16 protein-coding genes are annotated in these 19,773 nt (G+C 62.3%); 5 read left to right on the top strand and 11 right to left on the bottom strand.

What is annotated here, in order from left to right; all coding sequences use genetic code 11:
• Positions 1-204: 204 nt before the first annotated feature.
• The 3 genes from ACCO56_RS06500 to ACCO56_RS06490 all read right to left on the bottom strand — a co-directional run bounded on the left by ACCO56_RS06500 (position 205) and on the right by ACCO56_RS06490 (position 4,618).
• Positions 205-2,115 (bottom strand): AAA family ATPase, encoded by a 1,911-nt coding sequence (locus ACCO56_RS06500; RefSeq protein ID WP_433638823.1) that lies wholly within the window; start codon positions 2,113-2,115, stop codon positions 205-207.
• Positions 2,116-2,169: 54 nt separating this feature from the next.
• Positions 2,170-3,315, bottom strand: coding sequence for a hypothetical protein (locus ACCO56_RS06495; RefSeq protein ID WP_433638822.1), 1,146 nt, complete (start codon positions 3,313-3,315; stop codon positions 2,170-2,172).
• Between the two features lie 214 nt (positions 3,316-3,529).
• The gene (locus ACCO56_RS06490) at positions 3,530-4,618 is read right to left on the bottom strand and encodes a hypothetical protein (protein ID WP_433638820.1); all 1,089 of its coding nucleotides are present in this window, start codon (positions 4,616-4,618) and stop codon (positions 3,530-3,532) included.
• 199 nt (positions 4,619-4,817) lie between these two features.
• On the opposite strand from ACCO56_RS06490, the gene ACCO56_RS06485 reads away from it, so the two are divergent.
• Entirely contained in the window at positions 4,818-6,038 is a 1,221-nt protein-coding gene (locus tag ACCO56_RS06485) for a GGDEF domain-containing protein (protein ID WP_433638819.1), read from the top strand.
• On the opposite strand, the gene ACCO56_RS06480 is transcribed toward ACCO56_RS06485, so the two are convergent.
• Complete coding sequence (locus tag ACCO56_RS06480; RefSeq protein ID WP_433638818.1) at positions 6,016-6,630, bottom strand: thymidine kinase; 615 nt, start codon at positions 6,628-6,630, stop codon at positions 6,016-6,018. The two genes, ACCO56_RS06485 and ACCO56_RS06480, sit on opposite strands and share 23 nt — an antisense overlap.
• A 199-nt stretch (positions 6,631-6,829) precedes the next feature.
• Between ACCO56_RS06480 and choX the strand changes: the two genes are divergently transcribed.
• Positions 6,830-7,765: a choline ABC transporter substrate-binding protein gene (gene choX, locus ACCO56_RS06475; RefSeq protein ID WP_433638816.1), complete on the top strand. Its 936-nt coding sequence runs from the start codon at positions 6,830-6,832 to the stop codon at positions 7,763-7,765.
• Between the two features lie 295 nt (positions 7,766-8,060).
• On the opposite strand, the gene ACCO56_RS06470 is transcribed toward choX, so the two are convergent.
• From ACCO56_RS06470 to ACCO56_RS06440, 7 genes are all read right to left on the bottom strand, one after another.
• Positions 8,061-8,858 (bottom strand): ABC transporter permease, encoded by a 798-nt coding sequence (locus ACCO56_RS06470; protein WP_433638814.1) that lies wholly within the window; start codon positions 8,856-8,858, stop codon positions 8,061-8,063.
• Complete coding sequence (locus ACCO56_RS06465; RefSeq protein ID WP_433638811.1) at positions 8,855-9,760, bottom strand: ABC transporter permease; 906 nt, start codon at positions 9,758-9,760, stop codon at positions 8,855-8,857. Before ACCO56_RS06465 ends, ACCO56_RS06470 begins: the two co-directional genes overlap by 4 nt.
• A gap of 28 nt (positions 9,761-9,788) precedes the next feature.
• A complete protein-coding gene (locus ACCO56_RS06460; protein WP_433638810.1) occupies positions 9,789-10,640 on the bottom strand; it encodes an amidohydrolase family protein in 852 nt (283 codons plus the stop codon).
• The gene (locus ACCO56_RS06455) at positions 10,637-12,079 is read right to left on the bottom strand and encodes an amidase (protein ID WP_433638807.1); all 1,443 of its coding nucleotides are present in this window, start codon (positions 12,077-12,079) and stop codon (positions 10,637-10,639) included. The genes ACCO56_RS06460 and ACCO56_RS06455 overlap by 4 nt, the downstream gene beginning before the upstream one ends.
• A 17-nt stretch (positions 12,080-12,096) precedes the next feature.
• The gene (locus tag ACCO56_RS06450; RefSeq protein WP_433638806.1) at positions 12,097-13,749 is read right to left on the bottom strand and encodes a class I adenylate-forming enzyme family protein; all 1,653 of its coding nucleotides are present in this window, start codon (positions 13,747-13,749) and stop codon (positions 12,097-12,099) included.
• A 98-nt stretch (positions 13,750-13,847) separates the two neighbouring features.
• Positions 13,848-14,897 (bottom strand): extracellular solute-binding protein, encoded by a 1,050-nt coding sequence (locus ACCO56_RS06445; RefSeq protein WP_433638803.1) that lies wholly within the window; start codon positions 14,895-14,897, stop codon positions 13,848-13,850.
• Positions 14,898-14,944: 47 nt separating this feature from the next.
• Positions 14,945-16,012, bottom strand: coding sequence for an ABC transporter ATP-binding protein (locus tag ACCO56_RS06440; RefSeq protein ID WP_433638801.1), 1,068 nt, complete (start codon positions 16,010-16,012; stop codon positions 14,945-14,947).
• A 197-nt stretch (positions 16,013-16,209) separates the two neighbouring features.
• Between ACCO56_RS06440 and ACCO56_RS06435 the strand changes: the two genes are divergently transcribed.
• From ACCO56_RS06435 to choV, 3 genes are all read left to right on the top strand, one after another.
• On the top strand, positions 16,210-17,175 hold the full coding sequence (locus ACCO56_RS06435) for a LysR substrate-binding domain-containing protein (RefSeq protein WP_433638799.1): 966 nt from the start codon (positions 16,210-16,212) through the stop codon (positions 17,173-17,175).
• A 558-nt stretch (positions 17,176-17,733) separates the two neighbouring features.
• On the top strand, positions 17,734-18,588 hold the full coding sequence (gene choW / locus ACCO56_RS06430; protein ID WP_433638796.1) for a choline ABC transporter permease subunit: 855 nt from the start codon (positions 17,734-17,736) through the stop codon (positions 18,586-18,588).
• Complete coding sequence (gene choV, locus ACCO56_RS06425; RefSeq protein WP_433638794.1) at positions 18,585-19,766, top strand: choline ABC transporter ATP-binding protein; 1,182 nt, start codon at positions 18,585-18,587, stop codon at positions 19,764-19,766. The genes choW and choV overlap by 4 nt, the downstream gene beginning before the upstream one ends.
• The last annotated feature ends 7 nt before the right edge of the window (positions 19,767-19,773 follow it).

Here is a 19,773-nt window from a genome sequence, read left to right as displayed (position 1 = left end):
CACTCGGCCGATGGCGAGGACCCCTCATCCGGCCCTTCGGGCCACCTTCTCCCACAAGGGGAGAAGGGAGGAGCCTGGCAAGTCCGTCCGCGCCAATCGCCAATGTTTGCGGCTTTGCGGAAGCCTTGATGCCAAGCTCCCCCTTCTCCCCTTGTGGGAGAAGGTGGCCTCGCGAAGCGAGGTCGGATGAGGGGTCCTCGCCTCTCAACCATTCCACTGCCCCTTGGCCTTCAGTTCCTCGATCTCGCGCACTGCGCGCTCGCGCAGTCGGGCGTCGCGGATCATCCTGGAAACGGCCGCGTCGTCGGACCGATCGGAATAGCGGAACTCGGAATCAGCGTAGCGGTTGATCTCCTGCATGACCATCTCCATCGAGAACGGCCCGCGCAGCTCCTCGATCATCGCTTTCTTCTCGTCATAGGGCTTGTGCATGAAGATCTCCGGCTTCTCGAACCAGTCGTCGGGAAGCTCGACGTCCATCGCCCGCATCTTGATGGCATCGGTCACGTTCTTGATGGCACGGCCGGTGAAACGCGGCTCGGCCTCCTTGATCATGTGGAGATAGATGCCGACATCGGCGAGCGTCTTCGGCGCTCCTTTTTCGCTGATGAAACGCTCATAGACCTTCATCAGCCCTTCTTCCCCGGGTTTGGAATGGCTCTCATAGGCGTCGGCCACGGCGCGCTGAATCTCCTGCGCGGCGTAGAGGTCGTGCTCTCCGAGAGGGATCTTGTGGTTCTTGCCGGCCAGCAAGACGAAGATGTCGATATAGTCGTCCCGCGTCTGCGGCCCGTCGACCAGCCAGCGTGCGCTCGCCCGCTGGCGGAGCGCATCGTCGACGTTCTCGGGATAGTTCGAGAACATGCCGAAAGAGCAATTGCCACGGATCACCGTCGTCGCGCCGGAGAAGGCCGCCATCAGCACGCCGGTGATCTCCTGCTGGCCGGCCGACGCCCGGTCGTCCGAGCGCTTGGCCGCGACCTGGTCGATGTCGTCGATCGTGCCGAAGCCGATGGCGCGCGGATTGAGTACGTTGTCGATGAACTGCCGGCAGTTCTGGCCGGACTTTCCCTGGTAGGACGAGATCTGATCGACCCCGAAATTCTCATAGACGAACGGGTACGAGGCGACCTGACAGTAGTCGTTGACCAGCCCCGCAATCATCTGGATGAGCGTTGTCTTGCCGGTGCCAGGCGCGCCGTCGCCGATGAACGTGAAAAGGAAACCGCCGAGTTCGACAAAAGGATTCATTTGGCGGTCGAAATCGTAGGCCATCAACATCTTGGCCAGCCTGACGGACTGGTACTTGGCGATGTGATTGCCCACGACCTCTTCCGGCTTCTTGAAGGTCATCACCAGCGGCTTTGCCTTCCGCCCGGGGGCGACATCGAAACCGTCGAGCGTGAAATCGTCCGCGTCGATACGGATATGCGCATCCTCGAATGCCCCAAGTCCGTCGAAGCGGCCCTTACGCGTGAGCAGCCCGTCGATCGCAAGGCGCGCGAAGGCGCGTGCCCGGGCAAGCAGTTCGGCTTCGTCCTTAGACCCGGAAAGCGACTGATCGAGCGCGGCAATGATCGACTTCACCGCGTCCTGCGGCGTGTCGAACAGGAAGCCGGGCTCGGCGATATCGTTGGGCGGCTCCCCCTCCCCGTCGATGAGTTGCAGCAGATAGGAGGCGAAGCTGAAGGCCGAGACGTAGCCGGACGCCGACAGAAGCTTCTTGAACTGCGAGGCCTCGTCCCCTTCGAGCGGCGCCCGGGCGTTCTTCGCCTGCAGGCTTTCGAGATCGGTCGAGCGGGCGAAGACATCGGCCACCGCGAGCGCGATCTCGATGCCGCGCCGGGTCCGGTAAAGAAGTGTATGCTGACCGATCGACATCAGCAGGTCGCCGGGCCGGACGGCGGCGACCGTCTTCGCCAGTTCGACCTCGCGCGTCTTGCGCACCGACCCAGTCGACACCGGCGAGACGAAACGCCGGCCAGTTCCCGCAAGCTGCGTGCCCGACTGCGCCCCCGCGTCCTCCAGCACCACGATCCGCGTGATGAAGCTCTGAGCCGTCACGCGGTGCTTCTCGATATCGGCTTCGCTGATCGTGGTCAGGCCAGTATCCATCGAACTCCCCTGGGTGCCCGCCAGCTGGCCCGCATTGCCGAAATTGAACGCGGCTTAGACATCCGAAATCACCTGCCCCTTTGACAGGATGTGCACCTTATAGCCCGCGAAGATCTTCTCGCTTTCGCCGGCGGCATAGAGCGCCTGATAGGCCTCATGCGGCACCAGCGCGTGTTTCTCGTAGCTCGACACGCCCTGCCGTGCCGCCTCGAGATCGTCCGTATTGATGAAGAACTCCTGCGTGGACTTCTCGCTGGAGAACAGCCCCCTGCGCCCGGGGCGCTCGGCCTTGGAATAGACCTCCTGGATCGTCCAGGTCAGCAGCCAGGCATTCTCGACCTTGCGCACCTTGGAGAGCACTTCGGCCACCGTCGAATTGTGTTCCGTTATTCCCGCCGAATAGAAGGGGCCGAGCACCACGCGCCTCAGTTGCTTGGGGTGGAGCGTCTCGAAATCCTTGTCGAGATTGACGGCGATCGTTGCGGGAGAGAGGGAATAGGCAGAATTCTTCTCGGTAAAATCATCGAAGCGATGGGCAAGCTCGGGGTTGAGCAGCCCGTCGACGGGAAGCGGAATTTCCACGCCCTCGTCGAGCTTGCCGTCTCGGCCGACGAGTTGCTTGATCATCGGCGTCGAGGAATCCTCCACCGTCGCCATGTAGATCAACGGCAGGTTCGCCGCTCCATCGAAGCTCGCCCAATGGACGAGATAGAAAGGCCGGCCCGTCTTCGGGTTCACCGAGACCTTGGCCGTCTGGGCGAGCGTGAATGGCCCGAAGGCTGAGCCGTCATCGACGTCCTCGAGATAGAGGCGCTCGGCCATCGACCGCTGCAGAGCGGCCGGGAATGCCTTGTGCCGCAGGATGAAATCCGCCATCTCGGCGCGGATCTCATTCGGCTCGGGAATTGCGGCAAGGCGTTGGCCGGCACTACGCCGGTCGTTCTCAAGCTCCAGCACGTTCTGGAACACCGGGAAACCGCTTTCAGCGCGGGAAATCCTGAAGCTCTCCATGAAGCCGAGACGATTTCGCCAGCAGGAGAAGGATTTTTCCAGCCGCGCGATATATTCGGCCACGACCTTGGCGACGATGCCGTGTCGGTAGAGTGGCGAACGATCGTCGCGCATGAAGATTTCCAGACCGCCGAGCGCCGCGGCGATCGCATCGAAATAGCGCGTGGCGGCATCGGTCTCTGCGGTCATGGGGCACTCCCCAAAAGTGAATGCTTCTTGACACCCCCCTCTGTCCTGCCGGACATCTCCCCCTCAAGGGGGGAGATCGGTCGGCCGCTTGGATTTCGCCACTCAGCAACGTCCCAAAAGGAGCGTTGCGGCCAGTCACAGCCGATCTCCCCCCTTGAGGGGGAGATGTCCGGCAGGACAGAGGGGGGTGTCATGAAACGCGAGCTTCCCAAGCTTACGACTGCACGTAGTCCGATGCATTATGCTTGCGCAGCACCTCGTCGAAGCGCCGGGCAAAGGCCTCGTCTGCGAGCTTCTTGCGCCGCTGGATGTCGGCGGTTGCAACCATGTTCTTCTCGTGCAACTCGAGCAGGTCGCCGATGTGCTTCTGGGCGGCCGCGCCGATCCCGGCCATGGTCTCTTCGGCTGTCGTGTCGACCTGACTGCCAAGCGTGTTGATCTTGTGGGCGACATCCTGCTGCGCGGCCGTCTTCAGGCTGTCCTCGAGAGCCTTGTAGAGGACGATACGCTGTTCGGTGTCGATGGTCAGCTTGTTGATCAGCGTGTTCTGCGCCGCGATCTGGTTGTTGAGCGAATCGACGAAGGTCTGGAACATCGAAGTATAGCGTTCGAGCGTCTGGCTCTCGGCCAGAAGTTCCTGCTCTTTCGCCTGCCTCTCATTGTACTCGGTGGCGAGCTTGGAGCGCTCCGCCTCGAGTTGCGTTCGCTCGGTCTGGTTGGTCGAGGCGGCGATCTTGTTCTCGATGTCGAGCAGCATCGGATTGAGCTCCTCGATGCGTTTCTGCGTCGCGGTGAGGTTTTCGATCGTGGACTTGCGGCGCTCGATAACCTGGGCGAGGCTTGCCTCTGACGTCTTGTAGCGTTGATCCAAGACCTGCTTCTGCGCCTTCAGTATGCCGACGATCTTGTCCGACTTCGCCAGGAGTTCCTGAAGATTGCCGGCCAGCGACATGTTGCGCACACGCTCCGTGCGCATGCGCTGCTTGCTCTGCTTGGAGAAGATGCCGACGAAGGTTTCCCAGCCGGTGAAGTTCTTCATGCTTTCGAACTCGGCGCCGAACACGTTGGTCGCGTCCTCGAGCCCGATGATCAGGTCGGCGATATTCGCCTCCATGACCTTCTGCTGCTTCAGGACGTCCTCGATCCGCGCGTTCTCGATGTCGAACTCGGCCGAGCCGATCTTCTCGTCGGTCTTGGCCAGCTTGTCCAGAAGCGTGCCGGATTGCTCGATCCTGGATCGCATCTGTTCGACGGCCTGCTGGGTCTTCTCGATCTCCGCATCGAAATTCTGCAGGGTCGCCATGGTCTTCTCCGGGGGTCGCGAGCTGGTCGGGCCGTGCAAATATAAGTGCGCGGTATAACGAATGAAAGGCGAAAGGAAGAGCGTTGCGCCGAGCACAACCGCAGCGTTAAAAATTTAGCGATCCGATTTACCTTTTCCTTCGCCACATGGGCTAGCAGGCGCGGATCACGTGCAGTGTCTCCTCCCTCCTCAGGACGCCATGAATCTCGATTTTCCGACCCTCTACGTGGTCATCCTCCTCAATTCGCTCACCCTCACGGTTATCTGGGGGGCGATCGCCTATGCTTATCACGGCTTCCCTGCCGCCAGGCATTGGCTTGCCGCCAACATCCTCACCACCACCGGCGGCGGGCTGCTCGCCATGCAGGGCGAGGCCTTCGATTTCCTCCTCGCCGCTGTCGGCAACGGCCTGGTCATACTCGGCTTTGGCCTGGTCCGGACCGGCGTCAGGAGATTTTTCGGCAGAAGCGGAGGGTGGGTCGTCAGTATCCTGGTAACTGCTGGCGCCGTCGCCGCGCTCGCCGCCTTCGGCACAAGTTCCGAGAGCCGCAATGTCATCTATGCCACCGCTCAGATCGTGCTCGTCGTCCTGGTTGCCTTTCAACTGCTGTTCCGGGAGGAGCGGAGCCTGGGCACCCGGGTCGCGGCGGTCGCCATGATCGTCGGCATTCTCGGCCAAGCCACCGAAGCCGTCACCAATCTGATGCGTATTGGCGGAGCCCTTTCTACCGACGATTATTATCGTTTCGCTGCCGTCTACCTGCTCGCCATCATCTTCGCCGCGGTGGTCTGGAATTTCGGTTTCGTCCTGATGGCGATCGACAGGTTGCGAAGCGAACTCGCCACGCTCGCCGTCATCGATGAACTGACAGGCGTGCCCAACCGTCGCGGCTTCATGGAACGTGCCGGCCTCGAGGAGCAACATGCCCGCCGCACCGGCCGGCCGTTCTCGCTCCTCTTGCTCGATCTCGACAACTTCAAGGCGATCAACGACAATTTTGGCCACGCGGCCGGGGATGCAAGCCTCGGATTCTTCGTCAGGACCGCGGCAAGGCTTCTCCCGGAGCAGGCAATGCTGGGCCGGTTGGGCGGCGACGAATTCTGCGTGCTTTTACCCGAAACGGACCTGCAGGCAGCCGAAACGGTCGCCGACGATCTCGTGCGACTGTTCAGGGCGACAGTTTTCCGCTGGAAGGGCCAGACGATCCCGCTCACTGTCAGCATCGGCGGTGCGGAATGGTCGGCATCGGACCCATCGGGCGTTGCCGGCACCATCGAGAATGCCGACACTGCGCTCTATGAAACCAAGAGCCGCGGCAGGGACGGCTGCTCTATCTTCCGCCAGACCTCGGCCGGCGCGAAATCGCCGGTCCTGCTTCGTGCACAACCAGTGGGTCCTAAGACCGCACGAACCCAATGAGATCCTCCGGTTCGATGCGACCCATCTCCTCCTCCCAATGACGGCGACAAAGCGAGACATAGACATCCTTGCCGATCGCCACCTGCTCGCCCTGTCTTGCCACCTTGCCGTCGGGCCCCAGGCGCACGACCATGGTCGCCTTGCGGCCGCAGCGGCAGATGGTTCGGACCTCGCGCAACTCGTCGGCGAGGGCGAGCAGCGCCTGGGAGCCGGAGAAGAGCTTGCCCTGGAAATCGGTGCGCAGCCCATAGCACATCACGGGAATGTTGAGCCGGTCGCCGACACGGGCAAGCTGCCAGACTTGTTCCTCCGTGAGGAACTGCGCCTCGTCGACGAAGACGCAATGCACGGTGGTGCGGTCGTGATGTTCCGCGATGCGCCCAAAAAGATCGTCGCCGTCGCGAAAGAGTTCCGCATCGGCCTCCAGCCCGATGCGAGACGAGACCACACCGGTGCTCTCGTCCTTACGGTAGTGCCCGGCGATGAACAGCATCGTGTTCATGCCACGCTCCCGGTAGTTGTACGATGCCTGGAGCAGCATCGTCGTCTTGCCGGCATTCATCGTTGCATAATGGAAATAGAGCTTGGCCATGTCCCGCTTTAAGCCGATCGCGCCCCTGGCGGGGAGTGGCTGGCCACGCCGTCCACACCAAATCTCGCCCGCGGGGCGGCCTTGCCGCATCCGGCAAAGCGCACGGCGCGACACGCGGCTTGAAACGACGGCAAAATGGTGTTGTGCTCCTGGCACAATCAAAAACCGCGTCGCGCCGACGAAGAATGGGAGACTGTCCATGTCGCGTATGAAATCCCTGGCCGCAGGTCTCGGCCTCACGGCCTTCCTCGCCACGGGAAGTGCCTTCGCCGCCGACCCTGAAAGCTGCAAGACGGTAAGGCTTTCCGACGTCGGCTGGACCGACATTCAGGCGACCACCGGCGTCGCCTCCGTGCTCCTGACGGCGCTCGGCTACGAGCCGCAGGTCATCCAGCTCTCCGTGCCGGTCACCTATGCGTCGCTGAAGAACAACGACCTCGACGTCTTCCTCGGCAACTGGATGCCGTCGATGACGACGGACATCAAGGAGTACGCCGCGGAAGGTTCGGTCGAGACCGTCGCCAAGAACCTCGACGGTGCGGGCTACGGCCTCGTGGTCCCGACCTACGTAGCCGAGGGTGGAGTCAAGGCGCTGACCGACCTTGGCAAGTTCAAGGATAAGTTCGATGGCAAGATCTATGGCATCGAGGCCGGCAATGACGGGAACCGAATCATTCTCGAAATGATCGCCAAGCCGGAGAACAATCTCTCTGGCTTCGAACTCGTCGAATCTTCCGAAGCCGGCATGCTGACCCAGGCCGAGCAGGCCATGAAGGACAATCAGTGGATCGTGTTCCTCGGCTGGACCCCGCATCCCGTTATGGGCGAGATGAAGATCACCTATCTCGATGGCATGGGTGATTCCGGCTTTGGAGCTGCCACCGTGCATACCAACGTGCGCAAGGGCTACCTGACGGAGTGTCCGAACGTCGGAAAGTTCGTATCCAATCTGAAGTTCGACCTGTCGATGGAAAACACCATGATGGACGCCATCCTCAAGGGTGGCGACGCCAACACGGTCGCAAAGGAATGGCTCAAGGCCAATCCCGATGCGATCACACCCTGGCTGAACGGCGTCACGACCTTCGACGGCGGCGATGCCCCGGCGGCTGTGAAGGCCGCGCTGGAGGGCTGATCGGCATAAGCCCTTAATTCTACCGAGTCAGAAAAACTTAGCAGCTTCAGTGGTTGGCATCGTTTTGAGGAATATGTGGAGGCGCTGAGCGGCGTTTTTATGCCGATCGCAAGCGCCTCTTTCATAACCATTGCAGCGGGCTGTTGCTGCCAGGGAGCGCCCGCCTGGGTCTTCACGGCCCTCCCCCTTTACACCGCCATGTCGAGGATCGTGCTGGCAGCGCGGGCGCTCAGCTGACGGCGGACGCGCTCGGTCGGGCTGCGCCGGCAATTGGCGCAGATCCCCTGGACGAGCATCAACGCGGCCTGTCGGGTTCGACGAAGAACTGCAATCCGACGATGCGTTCGAGGAGCAGTATCATGAGCATCGTGAACAGCACGAGGGTGGTCGAGATCGCGGCGACGACCGGCGTGCCGCTCTCCTGGATAAACGAATAGATCTGCACGGGCAGCGTCGTGACATGGGGACCTACGAGGAACATGGTCACCGTCACCTCGTCGAACGACAGGATAAAGCTGAACAGCAGCGCCGTGATGACGCCGGGACGGACAAGGGGCACGGTGACGCGCCAGAATGTCTGCCAGTTCCGTGCGCCGAGGCTGAGCGAGGCCTCCTCCATGGACGGATCGAGCTTGCGCAGGCTGACCGAGATGGGACGATAGGCGTAAGGCAGCGTTATGATGCAGTGCACGAGCAGAAGTCCCGCGAATGTCCCGTAGATTTTGAACATGGACAAGAGAGCCAGCATCGCGACGCCGAGCGCGGCATGCGGGAACAGGATCGGCATCAGCACCGCCGTCTCGAACACATTGGCGAACCGCCTGTTCGACCGTACTACAACGAGCGCTGCCATGAAGGCGGACAGCGTGCTGACGACGGCCCCGGCTGCGGCTAGGCCAAGGCTGATCATCAACCCTTCCAGCCAGCGTGGGTCCGACAGGAACTCCGCGTACCAGCGCAGCGACAGCGCGCCTGGGGGAAACCGGATGTAGCCGACCTCGCTGAACGAGGAAACGACGACGATCAGAATCGGAGCGGGCAGCAGAAAGATGAGGCACCACAGGGCGACACGACTCCACGCCACGCTCATCATGCTTCATCCTTTCGGTTGTGGGACCAGGCGGTCAGTTTGCGTTCGAGCCGCTGCAACGGCAGGACGATGGCCAGACCGGATAGCAGAAGAAGGAAAGCCAGCATCGATGCCTTCGGAAAATTGAATGTCTGGATGGCCTCCTGGTAGATCTGGGTTCCGACCATGCGGTCCTGCACGCCCCCCAGCAGGATCGGTGTTACGATGGCGCCGGTCGACATCAGGAAGACCAGGATTGACCCCGAGATGATCCCCGGAACGGACAGGGGCAAGGTCACGCGCAGGAAGCCGTGCCACGGTCGCGCCCCGAGGCTCTTGCTAGCTTCGTCGAGGCTTCTGTCCAGATGGAGCAGCACCGTCAAGATCGAAATGATCATGAACGGCACCAGCACGTGGACAAGCCCGATCACCACACCCGTGGTGTTGAACATCAGCCGGATGGGGCTTTCGATCACGCCTACCCATTTGAGCAGTTCGTTGACAAGCCCACGCGGGCCGAGAATGACGATCCAGCCATAGGTGCGCACGACGATGCTCACCAGCCAGGGCAGGATCACCAGGATCATCAGGACGTTGCGATTGCCCTTGTGCCGCCAGATGCCGAAGGCTATCGGATAGCCGACGACGATGCTGAGAAACGTGACCACGAGCGAAACGGCGATCGTGCGCACGTAGATCCAGATGTAGTCCGGGCGCGCGATGAACTCGCGATACAGCGCCAGCGTGAAGCCGTCGTCGTCCACGAACGCCATTGCGATCATCCTGACGACACTGACGAGAAACAGCGTCAGCAGCAGCAAGGCCGGCAGGAGCAGGACGAAAGAGACAAACCGGTCTCGCAGCGGCCGCCCGAGCTCTCGCGCGGGCTCCGCGGCCGATCTCGCCATTCCGGTCAATGAAGCCATAGCTACCCCTCCCTGTGCCGCATCGGGATCAGATCCGTAGGAATCTTTTCGCGTTCTCGTAAAGCCATTTGCGCTTGACGCTCTCGTCGAGCGGCAGCGCTTCTACCTCCCTCACGGTGCGTTGGATCGGCATCATCGGGTAGGCGGAGCCGAAAATGATCCGATCTTGGAGGAGCGTGCGGCCGTATTGGAGCAGCGGCTCATAGCCCGAGCCGGGCACGTTGAGATATTTTGGCCGAACCGCGACGAGACCGATATGGACATTGGCGTGGCGCCAAGCGACGCCGATCAATTCGTGCACCCAGGGAAATCCGGGGGGCGCCGCGCAGACCCGTAGTTCAGGAAAATGCACCATGACCTCGTCGAGCAGGATCGGCCGGCCGTATTCCATCAGCGTCGCGGTGGAGAAGTTGATGCTGCTGTGGATGTTGACCGGCACGTCGAGCTCGACGCATTTCGCGTAGAGGGGGTAGAGGCGCTTGTCGTTGATTGCGAGCTTGTGTTCGAAGCACTGCAGGTTCAGGCCGCGCAGGCCCATCTCGCGCACCGCAGTCTCGAACTCGCGGACCGCCGTCATGCCCTTGTGCGGATCGACTCCCGCGAAGCCGATGAAGCGCGGGCCGTTCTCGCGGCAGAACCTGGCGACGTCCTCATTGGAAATCCGCCATCCGAAGGTGGTTTCCAGATCGCGGGCCTTCACGACGATGTGCTGTGCGCCGACGCTGTCATAGGCCGCGAGGAATTCTGCGAAGGTGTCCGTGCCGCTTTCTCCGGCCGCCCGCTCGCTCGATGCATAGACGGAGCGATAACGCTGCAGGTGCGATGTGTTCGACTGCGTGAACTCGGGTACCGGAGGCCGGCTGCCATAGTCGATGATCATGTGCGTTCCGCCTCGACTGCGAGTGAGGGCCAGGCATGTCGCCACGGCTTGAGGTGCGACAGGGCCGCAGCCACGGCCACGAGACGCTGCTCCTCGTGCCAGGGCGCGACAACTTGCAGACCGACGGGGATCCCGTTCGCGGCGAAGCCGCATGGCACCGAGATCGCAGGATTTCCGCTGGGGTTGAAGGGGATGGTGTAGCTGTACCAGTTTTCACGCAGTGATCCGACCGGCGCACCGTCGACCGTGAGAGGTTCGTCGGCGCGCTGTGAGGCGGGCAGCGCGGGTGCCGAGACCGTTGGTGTGACGATCACGTCGGCATGATCGAACAGCGCCTGGATACGCCTCAGCAGCTCGGTGCGCGCGAACAGCGCCTGGCGCACCGTTTCCGCGCGCAGCTTCACGCCGTCCTCGATCGACGCCACGGTCGTGCTGTCCATTCTGTCGCGCCAGCGTGCGAGCAAGTCCTTGAAGCGTGTTCCCTGATAGGACCGCATGAGCAGGAGAGCTTCGTCCAGGGCCCAGTCAAACTGCCCGGGGCCTTCGACGATCATCGCCCCGCTTTCGGCCATCAGCGAGACGGCGTGCGAGCAATGCGTTTCGACATCGGAGTCCAGATGCCTGTTCACCGTGCGCGGCAGCCACATGACCCGCAGGCCACGCAGCACGGCGATAGGATCATCGGCGAGGCGGAGTGGCATCTTGCTGCCGCCAAAAGACCATGGGTCACGCCGGTCCGGGCCCGCCATCACATTGTGGAGCATCACGAGGTCCTCGACGTCCCGCGCCATGCTGCCGATGCAGGTCAGCGAACCGAACAGATCCGGCGAGGTTTCGTGCGGCACCGCTCCCAGGGTGGGCTTGAGCCCCACGACGCCACAGCAGGCAGCCGGTATGCGCCCGGAGCCGGCACCGTCGGTGCTGACGCCGAGGGGGCCGAATCCCATGGCCACGGCCACGGCCGCGCCGCCGCTCGAACCACCGGGGGAGTGCTCCAGCGACCAGGGATTGCGTGTGACGCCATGCAGCGGGCTATCCGTGAGGACCTTGTGGCCGAGTTCGGGCGTCGTCGTCTTGCCTATGATAATGCCGCCCGCGTCGCGCACCCGCGCGATCGCCCCTGCGTCGTGCTTCGGGATATTGTTCTCGAAAGCGATCGATCCCAGCGCCGTGCGCATGCCCGCGGTCGACAGGAGATCCTTCACGTGAACCGGAAGGCCATGAAGCGGGCCCCGGCACACGCCTGAGCTGAGCTCGACGTCAGCTGTGTCCGCGCCCCGGAGCGCCTCCTCTTCGTCGATCAGCGCGAATGCGTTGACCGGACCGTTCAGGCGCCGGATACGATCCAGGAAGATCCCCACCACCTCGCGAGACGATAGCTGTCGTTCGCGGATCAAACGCGCCAGCTCATGCGCCGGCTTCTTCCAGATATCGTCCATGATTTCTTCGTCCTCGCTCAGCGCCACAGCCCGTCGACCCGGTCATATGCACCGACCCGCAGATCGCTCTTGGCACGTATCAGCTCGCTCTTGGCGATCTTTTCGGAAGGGGTCTTGGGCAAGGAGGCCACGAATTCCAGGTATCGCGGCACCTTGAACGAGGCCAGATTTCGCGTGCAGTGGTCGAATATCTGCTGGGTGGGCAACTCGTTGGCAGAGGCGTCCGGCTGAAGGACTATGTAGGCCTTCACTTCCTGCCCGCGCAGGTCGTCCGGAACGGGCACCACGGCGGCGTCGTGCACCTCGGGCAGGTTCTTCAGCACGGCCTCCACTTCGCGCGCCGCGATGTTCTCACCGGCCCTGCGCACCATGTCCTTCAGTCGTCCGACGATGTAGAAGAACCCCTTTTCGTCCTGACGGAACAGATCGCCCGTGCGGAACCACTCGCCGAAATAGGATGCCTGATTGGCCTCGGGCTTCTTGTAATAGCCAAGCATCATGCCGGGGCCGCGTACGATCAACTCGCCGATTTCCCCCCGTGCAACGTCGTTTCCGTTCTCGTCGACGATACGGCATTCGCGAAACGCTGTCGGCACGCCGCAGGAACCGGAGCCGATCATCTCGGTAACCTCGAGCGGCATGAACAGCGTCGGCCCCGTTTCGGTCATGCCGAATGCTTCCATGGCCGGGGCATTGAACCGCTTGCGCAGCTCGGGATGAACCTCCTTTCGGACGCCGTAGATGTTCGCTCGCCGCAGGTGGGAGAGGCCGTCGTCGGGGCTCGGTGGTTGCTTGAAGACCACTTCGGGAAACAAGCAGAAATTGATGCGATGCTCGCGCAGCCAGCCCGCGAACTTGCTGGCGCTCTGGCGTTGCGCGACGTAGAGCGTCCCGCGCTGATGGAATGCCAGGAGAAGCAGCCACTGCGGATCCAGATAGAAGAACGGCGTCGAGGCCAGGACCCGTTCGAAACGCTTGCCATCGCGCATACCGTTGACCTTGCTCGCGCTCAACCAGTAGCGGTGGGTCAGCATGCAGCCCTTGGGGAAGCCGGTCGTGCCGGACGTATACTGGATGTTCATCAGATCATCGTGCCCGATCGAAGCATCCGCAACGAAAGTTTCCGTCTGGCCACGCGCCAGGTCCTCCCAAGAGCGCCCTATGGAATCGGTCGTCGGCGCTCCGAGCAGAGCGATCCGATCGGCCGTCACGGAAAACTCGTCCGCGTCGTCGGCGCTGGGCGGCAGCAACGAGGCGAAGTCGCGGTGCACGATGAGAAACCGGGCCTCGGAATCATCGAGGATGTAGCGCAGCTCGCGGCGTGTGTAGCGCACATTCACCGGCACCATCACGGCGCCCAAGCGAGCGAGCGCCAGCCAGATCGTGGGCATCTGGGGGCAGTTGGGCAGCATCACCGCGAGATGGTCGCCGCGTGCCACGCCCCAGGCCCGCAGCGCATTCGCCGTGCGGTTCACCTCCTGGACGAGCTGCCTGTAGGTGATGGTCTCCCCGCTCTCGAAGAAGTTCCAAGCCAGCGTGTCGCCGGCTTCGGCCGCGGCCTGGTCCAGCAACTGCCCGATATTGGCGGGTAGCGGGTCGGCCTCGATGGCCAACCTGCGCTGATCCGGCGACATTTGCGCCAGAGCCTCAACAAAGCTTTCTGTAGACATGGTTCGATTGTCCATGGAACGAGGTCCAGTGCCGTAATCGTTTGAAAATGGGATGGCAGCACCGGTGCGTCGCAGCCGGCACCGGCGCGTGGTTGGTGCTAGTTGGATCCCGCGATCAACTTCTCGATGGTGTTGATGCGTTCTTCCTCGTGGTCGGCGACATAGGCCCAGTCCGGCTGGTAGAGTTTCGGCATGAGCTCCTGCAGCGTCATGCCCATCTGCTCTTCCGCCTCCTTCGGTAGCTTGGCCGTCTGGTTGAGCGGGAGATAGCCGCCAAGCACGGAGCCGCGCAGCTGGGGTTCGGCTTGCGATACGTAGTCGAGGAAACGCGTGGTTGCTTCCATTTCGCTGGCGCCCTTGGGCACGACGAGCAGGTAGGGGATCATCAGGGCGCCTTCCTTGGGCACCACCATGGTCACATTTTCCGCTCCCTGCTGGCGCAGATGCCAGATGCGGCCGGAGTAATATGGTCCAGCGGCAATTTCACCGCGTGTCAGCAGGCCATTCATATGCGCGATCGAGCTGTAGGTGGTGAGCGTGTTGCTCACCACGCTCTTGAGCAGGTCGAGGCCGGGCTGTACGTTCTCGACGTCGCCGCCGCCCGCCTTGGCGAATATCGGCAGGTCATAGGACGAGAGATAGATCGGACGCGTTATCGCGATCTTCTCCTTCCATTTCGGATTCGCCAGCTCACTCCAGGAGGAAAAGTCCTCCGGCTTCGCCATGTCGGTGTTGATCGCAATGCCGTAATACATGAAATACGGGCTTGCGCCGGCCAGCCTGCCTTGGGCGTCGCGCATCAGGTAATCCGGATTGGTCTCGGCCGCCGCAGGAAGCGCATCTGCTTCGAACATCTCGATCAGCCCGTCGCGCATCAGATTGGCGCCCTGGGGATAGGTCACCATGACGGCATTGTATTGCGGGTTGCCGGCCTGAGTCCGCAGCTGCGCTTCCGGCGTCGGAACGGGCACAATGCGGATCTTGATGCCGGTCTCCTTTTCGAAGGGCTCAGCGAAGGCGGTCTCCCAGACCTTTTCGACGCCGCCGCCCCAGGTCGCCACGAGCAGTTCGGTGGCGCTCGCGCTCCAGGAGAGGGTGGTCAAGAACCCCACGGCCGCAGCCGCGCTCAATCCAAATCTGGTTGGCATATAATCTTCTCCCTTGCCTGACCTGATATCTACCTTCCGCGCGCTGCCTATGCTTCGCCTGCGGGAACGAGCGCGGCCCCGTCGATGGGCCACGCGAGCCTGACGGTATCTCCCGGACGCCAGATCCTGCCGTCGGCATGGGTACTCGGCTGGAGTGCAACGAAAGCCATTTCGCTTGTCTGGATCGTGTAGCGCGTGTTCGCGCCAACATAGGAAAGGTCCGAGACCACCCCTTCGAAATAAGTGTCCTGCATGCTGTCGAGCGCCACATGCTCGGGCCGGACCGACAGGCCGACAGGCGAGCCGACCTGGAACGAGGCAGGCGACCGGACGGGTATGATCCTGTCGGTCGCGTCGAGGCGAACCGCGAAGACGTCTCCGTCGCGGCGCGTGACGATTCCCGTCAGAAAGTTGGAATCGCCGACGAACTGAGCGACGAAAGGCGTCGCTGGCCGATCGTAGACTTCGCGCGGCGTACCCAGCTGTTCGAGCCGTCCCTGGTTGAAGACCGCGATGCGGTCCGACATTGTCAGAGCTTCTTCCTGGTCGTGCGTGACAAAGACGAAGGTGGTGCCGACCCGTTGCTGGATCTGCTTGAGTTCGCGCTGCAATTGCCGCCGCAGCTTGAGATCGAGGGCGCTGAGGGGTTCGTCGAGCAGCAGAACCCTGGGACGGATAACGAGCGCCCGGGCCAGCGCGACCCGTTGCCTCTGTCCGCCGCTGAGTTCGTGAGGATAGCGCCTGTCGAAATCGGCTAAGCCGAGCATAGCGAGCGCTTGCGATACTTCACGCCGGATCTTGTCCTGCGCGACTTTGCGGGCCTTCAGCCCGTAGGCGACGTTTTCCCCGACCGACAGATGCGGAAAGAGCGCGAGATTCTGAAACACCATGCCGATTGGTCGATCATAGGGCGCCGCCTCGTTCATGCGCTTTCCGCCGATGAGAATCTCGCCGGAAGTGGGCCGTTCAAAACCCGCGATCATGCGCAGGAGGGTTGTCTTGCCGCAGCCGCTGGGTCCCAGGAGCGTCAGGAACTCTCCCTCCTCTATGCTCAAGGAGACGTGGTTGACTGCAACGAATGACCCGAAACGCTTCATCACGGAAGTTGCTGTCAAAATGGCTTCGGAAGTTATGTTCTTTCTCTGCAACATCGCATCCCCTGGGTGGCTGGGAGGCACACCGTTTTTGGCTATTTTTGAGGTGTACCTACCTTCCGGGTATACCGAACCACACGGCAACAACGTGGTCAAATATCAAGTTCTTCCAAAAACATAACTGGATGTTATGTTCTGTGGGAAAGAGAGGAGGTCCCATGGCGCTCACGCACCGGCAGTTGGAAGCATTCCATGTGTTTATGGAGACGGGCACGGTGACGGGGGCCGCCGACAGGCTGCGGATTTCTCAGCCGGCGGTGAGCAAGATCCTGGCCGCGCTGGAATACGATCTGAAGCTCAAGCTGTTCAAGCGTGTCCGTAAGCGGCTGGTGCCGACCAACGAGGCGCATATGCTTTATGTGGAGGTCCATCGCCTGATGACGTCGATGGGCGACATCGAGGAGTTCGCCAGGGATCTGGCTCAGCTGCGCAGCGGCGAGTTAAGGGTTGCCGCCGCGGCTTCGATCGGCCACACGCTGCTCGCCGACACCATCGCCGCCTTCGCCCGCAAGCACGACAAAGCCCGGATCAATTTCAATGTCAGCACGTCGATCAGCCAGCTTGTCGTCAGCCAGCAGGTCGATCTGGGCTTTACCCTGCTACAACTTCAACATCCCGCGCTGGTGACCGAACCGTTGTTTCACGCGCGCGCCGTCTGCATCGTTCCCGTGGATCACCGCCTCGCTGGACAGTCGACGATCTCCGTTGGCGACCTGGAGGGCGAACAGCTCATCTCCTTTATGCGCGAGAGCCGAATGCGCCACCTGATTGACGCCAAGTTCGAGCAGCACCGCGTGTCCCGCCTCTCCCAGTACGAGGTCTTTACCTCGGTCGAGGCCTGCGGGCTTGTAGCGCGTGGGCTTGGCGTGTCGGTTGTCGAACCGCTTGGCGTCATCTATCGGAACGACCCCTCGATCGCGATTCGCCGTTTTGAGCCATCCGTGGAATTCACCTTTTTTGCGATGCGGCCCAGGCATCGCGAGACGACCCCGTTGGCCGCGGCCTTCATGGCCGAGCTCGACGGTCAGATCGAGAGGCTCTGCCGGCACGGCGACGAGCGGTTGGAGATAAGGCTGCCGGGAAAGCCGCTGTCCGGCGGAGTGGAAGAGGCGCTGGCTATCTGAGCGGGCAATGCCGGTGCGGCCGGCCTTTGCCGGTTCATCCGCGTGTTGCCGCGACATGGCGAAGGACCTCCCTGGCGAGTTGCGGGACCGCGCTGGGCAGATCCCATGCCCCTCCTCGGCAGCACCACCAGCCGTGCTGCCTGGAGTTGGCGGTGCTCCGCGCCCGATGTGCGACGCGAAGCCGATCTGGAGTGGAGGGCGGTCGCTGGCTCCACGACCATCGACGACAACTTTGGCCGTCAGGTCAAGGATCTGCGGGATAACGATATTGGACTGTGCTGCTCGCGCAGAGCATCGGCCGATTGACGAACTATCTCGGGAACCTGCTTCTGACTCGGTAGAACTGATTCATTTGACTGGGAAGGCGGTCTTCCCGGAAGGCGGACGCATTGACGGAATCGATGCCGCCGCTCTAGCTTTTTAACCCGCATGGGATTTCTTGCGGGGGCTGCCTTTTCGCATCGGACCCGAATTGGATTTGGTTTCGGTCCGGCGCCAGACTGGTCTTGAGTTCCGCCCGGCCCTCACGCGGGTGGGCAAGTGGCATCAGAGGGGAAGATGGATCCGATTTCGAAGCTTCTTGTCGCTTACAAGATTCCGATCGGCGCCTGGGGAAAGGCGTTCTTCACCTTCCTCACCGACAATTTCAACGCCCTCTTCCGCGGCTTCTCCAGCGGCCTGAACACGCTTCTCGACGGACTGGTCGATACTCTGCTCGTCCTGCCGCCGGTACTCGTCGTCGCACTGATTGCGCTGCTGGCCTGGTATCTCCAGCGTTCCAAGGCTCTGGCCCTCGGCGTCGTGATCGGCCTCCTCTTCATCATCAACCAGGGGCTCTGGAAACAGACGGTCCAGACGCTTGTGCTGGTGGTCGCCGCTTCCGCCGCCTCGATGCTGATCGGCGTGCCGCTCGGCATCTGGGCGGCCCACAAGCCCAGGGTTTACCGGGTCATGCTGCCCGTGCTCGACCTCATGCAGACGCTGCCGACCTTTGTCTACCTGATCCCGGTGCTGACCCTTTTCGGCCTCGGCAATGCGCCGGGTCTGATCGTGACCATCATCTTCGTCATCCCGACCGCCGTGCGGCTCACGCATCTCGGCATCACCTCGATCCCCAGATCCATCATCGAAGCAGGGGAAGCTTTCGGCGCGACGCGGCGCCAGATGCTCTGGAAGGTCGAGCTGCCGGCCGCCCTGCCCACCATCATGGCGGGCCTCACCCAATGCATCATGCTGTCGCTGTCGATGGTGGTGTTCGCCGCCCTGATCGGCGCCGGCGGGCTGGGCACCGAGATCAACCGCGCGCTTGGTTCGCGACGCATCGATCTCGGGCTGGAGGCCGGTCTCGCCATCGTGGTGCTGGCCATCGTGCTCGATCGCATGACGCGCATCGGCGTGGGAGGTAAGAAATGACCATCGCCGTCGATTTCAGGAATGTCGACATCATTTTCGGTCCGGAGGCGGCCGACGCCCTCGCCATGGTGGACAAGGGGGCAAGCCGGGCCGAAATCCTGGAAAAGACCGGCAACGTCCTGGGTTGCGCCGGTGCCAACCTCACCGTCCGGGAAGGTGAGATCTCGGTTCTGATGGGGCTGTCGGGTTCGGGCAAGTCGACGCTGCTGCGCGCCGTCAACAGGCTCAACGTCGTCAGCCGCGGACAGGTGATGGTCAGGGATGGCGACGACATGATCGATGTCGTGTCCTGCGACGAGGCGACGCTCAGACGGCTGCGCCAGCATCAGGTCGCGATGGTGTTTCAGCAGTTCGGGCTTCTGCCCTGGCGGACCGTGGAAGAGAATGTAGGCTTCGGTCTCGAACTTGCAGGCATGCGAGAAACCGAGCGTCGCGAGCGCGTGCAGAGTCAGCTCAAGCTGGTCGGCCTCGACCAGTGGGCACGCAAATACGCGCATGAACTCTCGGGCGGCATGCAGCAGCGCGTCGGGCTCGCCCGGGCTTTCGCAACCGAGGCGCCCATACTGCTCATGGACGAGCCCTTCTCGGCGCTAGACCCGCTGATCCGTACAAAGCTCCAGGACGAGTTGCTCCAACTCCAGGCGACCCTCAAGAAGACGATCATCTTCGTCTCTCACGATCTCGAGGAAGCGCTCAAGATCGGCAGCCACATCACCATCATGGAAGGCGGCAGGATCGTTCAGACCGGCTCGGCGGAAGACATCGTGCTGCGCCCGGCCAGCGATTACGTCCGCGACTTCATCGCCAATGTGAACCCGCTCTCCGTGCTCACCGCCTGGAACGTGATGCGGGACCGGAGAGACCTGGAAGGGGCCGGCCGCGGCTGGGTGTGGCTCGACCGGCGCAAGACCACGCGCTTCAAGCTGGACAAGGCCGGGCTGGTGGTAGCGGCCGAGCGCGACGGCCGGCCGGCGGCGTGGACGTCCTGCGACGACGTCGAGAAATTACCGGAGGATGCTCCGCCCGTCTTTTGGGCACAGCTCGGTACATCGCTCAAGACGGTGATGCTTGCCATACATCGTTCGCAGACGGCGCCGGTGGCGGTCTTCGACGACCAGTCTCGTTTCGTCGGTGCGATCGGCGTCAGGGACGTGCTGAGCGCCGTGCTGAGGCGATGATCGCGCC

The sequence above is a fragment of the Mesorhizobium sp. 1B3 genome (assembly GCF_050958605.1).
GTDB lineage: Bacteria > Pseudomonadota > Alphaproteobacteria > Rhizobiales > Rhizobiaceae.
The sequence above is the reverse complement of the archived record's forward strand: the minus strand, read 5'-3'. Positions and strand labels throughout refer to the sequence as shown.

Coding starts and splice junctions, on each gene's coding strand:
- ACCO56_RS06500 (WP_433638823.1), bottom strand. CDS start 2,115: ATGGATACTGGCCTGACCACGATCAGCGAAGCCGATATCGAGAAGCAC.
- ACCO56_RS06495 (WP_433638822.1), bottom strand. CDS start 3,315: ATGACCGCAGAGACCGATGCCGCCACGCGCTATTTCGATGCGATCGCC.
- ACCO56_RS06490 (WP_433638820.1), bottom strand. CDS start 4,618: ATGGCGACCCTGCAGAATTTCGATGCGGAGATCGAGAAGACCCAGCAG.
- ACCO56_RS06485 (WP_433638819.1), top strand. CDS start 4,818: ATGAATCTCGATTTTCCGACCCTCTACGTGGTCATCCTCCTCAATTCG.
- ACCO56_RS06480 (WP_433638818.1), bottom strand. CDS start 6,630: ATGGCCAAGCTCTATTTCCATTATGCAACGATGAATGCCGGCAAGACG.
- choX (WP_433638816.1), top strand. CDS start 6,830: ATGTCGCGTATGAAATCCCTGGCCGCAGGTCTCGGCCTCACGGCCTTC.
- ACCO56_RS06470 (WP_433638814.1), bottom strand. CDS start 8,858: ATGATGAGCGTGGCGTGGAGTCGTGTCGCCCTGTGGTGCCTCATCTTT.
- ACCO56_RS06465 (WP_433638811.1), bottom strand. CDS start 9,760: ATGGCTTCATTGACCGGAATGGCGAGATCGGCCGCGGAGCCCGCGCGA.
- ACCO56_RS06460 (WP_433638810.1), bottom strand. CDS start 10,640: ATGATCATCGACTATGGCAGCCGGCCTCCGGTACCCGAGTTCACGCAG.
- ACCO56_RS06455 (WP_433638807.1), bottom strand. CDS start 12,079: ATGGACGATATCTGGAAGAAGCCGGCGCATGAGCTGGCGCGTTTGATC.
- ACCO56_RS06450 (WP_433638806.1), bottom strand. CDS start 13,749: ATGTCTACAGAAAGCTTTGTTGAGGCTCTGGCGCAAATGTCGCCGGAT.
- ACCO56_RS06445 (WP_433638803.1), bottom strand. CDS start 14,897: ATGCCAACCAGATTTGGATTGAGCGCGGCTGCGGCCGTGGGGTTCTTG.
- ACCO56_RS06435 (WP_433638799.1), top strand. CDS start 16,210: ATGGCGCTCACGCACCGGCAGTTGGAAGCATTCCATGTGTTTATGGAG.
- choW (WP_433638796.1), top strand. CDS start 17,734: ATGGATCCGATTTCGAAGCTTCTTGTCGCTTACAAGATTCCGATCGGC.
- choV (WP_433638794.1), top strand. CDS start 18,585: ATGACCATCGCCGTCGATTTCAGGAATGTCGACATCATTTTCGGTCCG.